The organism is Actinomadura mexicana (assembly GCF_900188105.1).
In the GTDB taxonomy this organism is placed as follows: Bacteria; Actinomycetota; Actinomycetes; order Streptosporangiales; family Streptosporangiaceae; genus Spirillospora; species Spirillospora mexicana.
In genome coordinates this window covers 1-1,522 of the sequence record NZ_FZNP01000044.1, presented here as the reverse complement: position 1 = coordinate 1,522, position 1,522 = coordinate 1, and the positions used below count along the sequence as shown (strand labels likewise).

Below are 1,522 nucleotides of genomic sequence, written 5' to 3'. Positions count from 1 at the left end.
CCTAGTACTACATAGCTAGATCTGGATGATCTGGAGGCGCAGGTGTCGCCTGAAGTGATGCCTGCGCGCTTCGGCTTGATGGCCGCGACGGAGGGCGGACCAGTAGAGCCCCAGGTCAACAGCGTGATCGTCTTTGCCGATCAGGTTGAACAGGCGCCGGATCTCGCCGATGGACAGGGCGATCAGTCGCCGGGCCGGCCGTTGAGGTGCCCGTCCGGGGGCTTGTGGTGATTTCTGCCGGTCCGTCCGTTGTGCTCCATCGGTCGCCGCCGCTTGTCCACAGGGAACGGGTCCCCTTTTTAGCGGTATGGCGCAGCACGGCGAGAAAGGCCATGGCGAGCATCGCCAGAGTGATGTGGCGGTACCAGGCGTGGTAGAGCCGGAACTGGTATTGCGCCAACCCCGCTTCCTGCTTGGCGGCCTCGAAACATTCCTCGATCGGCCAACGGGAGCCGATGACCCGGACCACCTCGCATAGTCCTTCTCCGCGTGGGTTGTAGCAGTGGAAGTATGCGAGTTCGTCATCGGTGATGTTTCGCCGGAACACGTACTGGTGCTCCGAATACGGTGCCTCGATCACGGCCCAGTCGTAGATCCGGAAACCTTTTGATCCGATCCCGCAAGCCCGGCGCTGCCAATCGTGGGGTTTCAGCTGTGCGGCGACGACCTCAACAATGGCGGGGTCGCCCGTCGCCGAGGAGACGCTTCCGGTGGTGACGGTGGTGTTCTTGGGCACGGCCATGCAGTAGGCGATCTGTTGTTTCTCCAGATGGCGGCGCAGTTTGTAGTTTTGGCCGAACTCCTCGTCCCCGGCGAACCACGCGAACGGCACCCCCGCCTCGACCGTCCGGTCGATCATGGCCATGACCTGCTGCGGGCGGGTCATGAACGCCAGGTTCTCGGGGACGCCGGCCTCGGTCCGCCGCTGGGCATCGGCGCACCAGGAGCGTTCGGGCATATACAGTTCCCGGTCGATGAGCACCCGGTCTCCGGCCGTGTTGGCATAGGCCAGGAACGTACCGATCTGACAATTGTCGACCCGGCCAAGCGTCCCGGAGTACTGTCGTTGCACCCCGGCCGACTTCTTCCCCTTCTTGGCGAACCCGGTCGGGTCGGCGATCAGCACCGCCCGGGGATCGGCGAAATACTCCATCGCATAGGTCCGCACATCGTCACGCAGCCCATCGACGTCCCATGGCGTCAGGTTGATGAACCGCTGGACCGCTGTCGGCCTTCGTTCTCCGGTGAATTCCGAGATCGTCCAGGAATTCTTGCGCTCCAGGGGCGCAAGCAATCCCCGCAGGTATTGCCGGAAATGCTCACGTGATTCCGTCCGATACCAACGTTTCTCGAACCGGACGCACACCGTCTCGAATTCCGACTTCCACCTATCCAGATCCGCTGCCGTTACCGCACCGGCGAACTCACGGGGGTCAAACATACAGACACCGTTACACCACCCAGCGTGATCATGTAGAGGAAACGTTGGATCGCCCACCGAGATCTAGGCATGTAGTACTAG

The 1,522-nt window shown here is 62.2% G+C and carries 1 pseudogene; it reads right to left on the bottom strand.

Features of this window, described 5'->3' with window-relative positions:
- Positions 1 to 310 precede the first annotated feature (310 nt).
- Positions 311 to 1,441, bottom strand: a pseudogene (locus CHC11_RS39935) (IS701 family transposase); the annotation flags it as partial.
- Between the last annotated feature and the right edge of the window lie 81 nt (positions 1,442 to 1,522).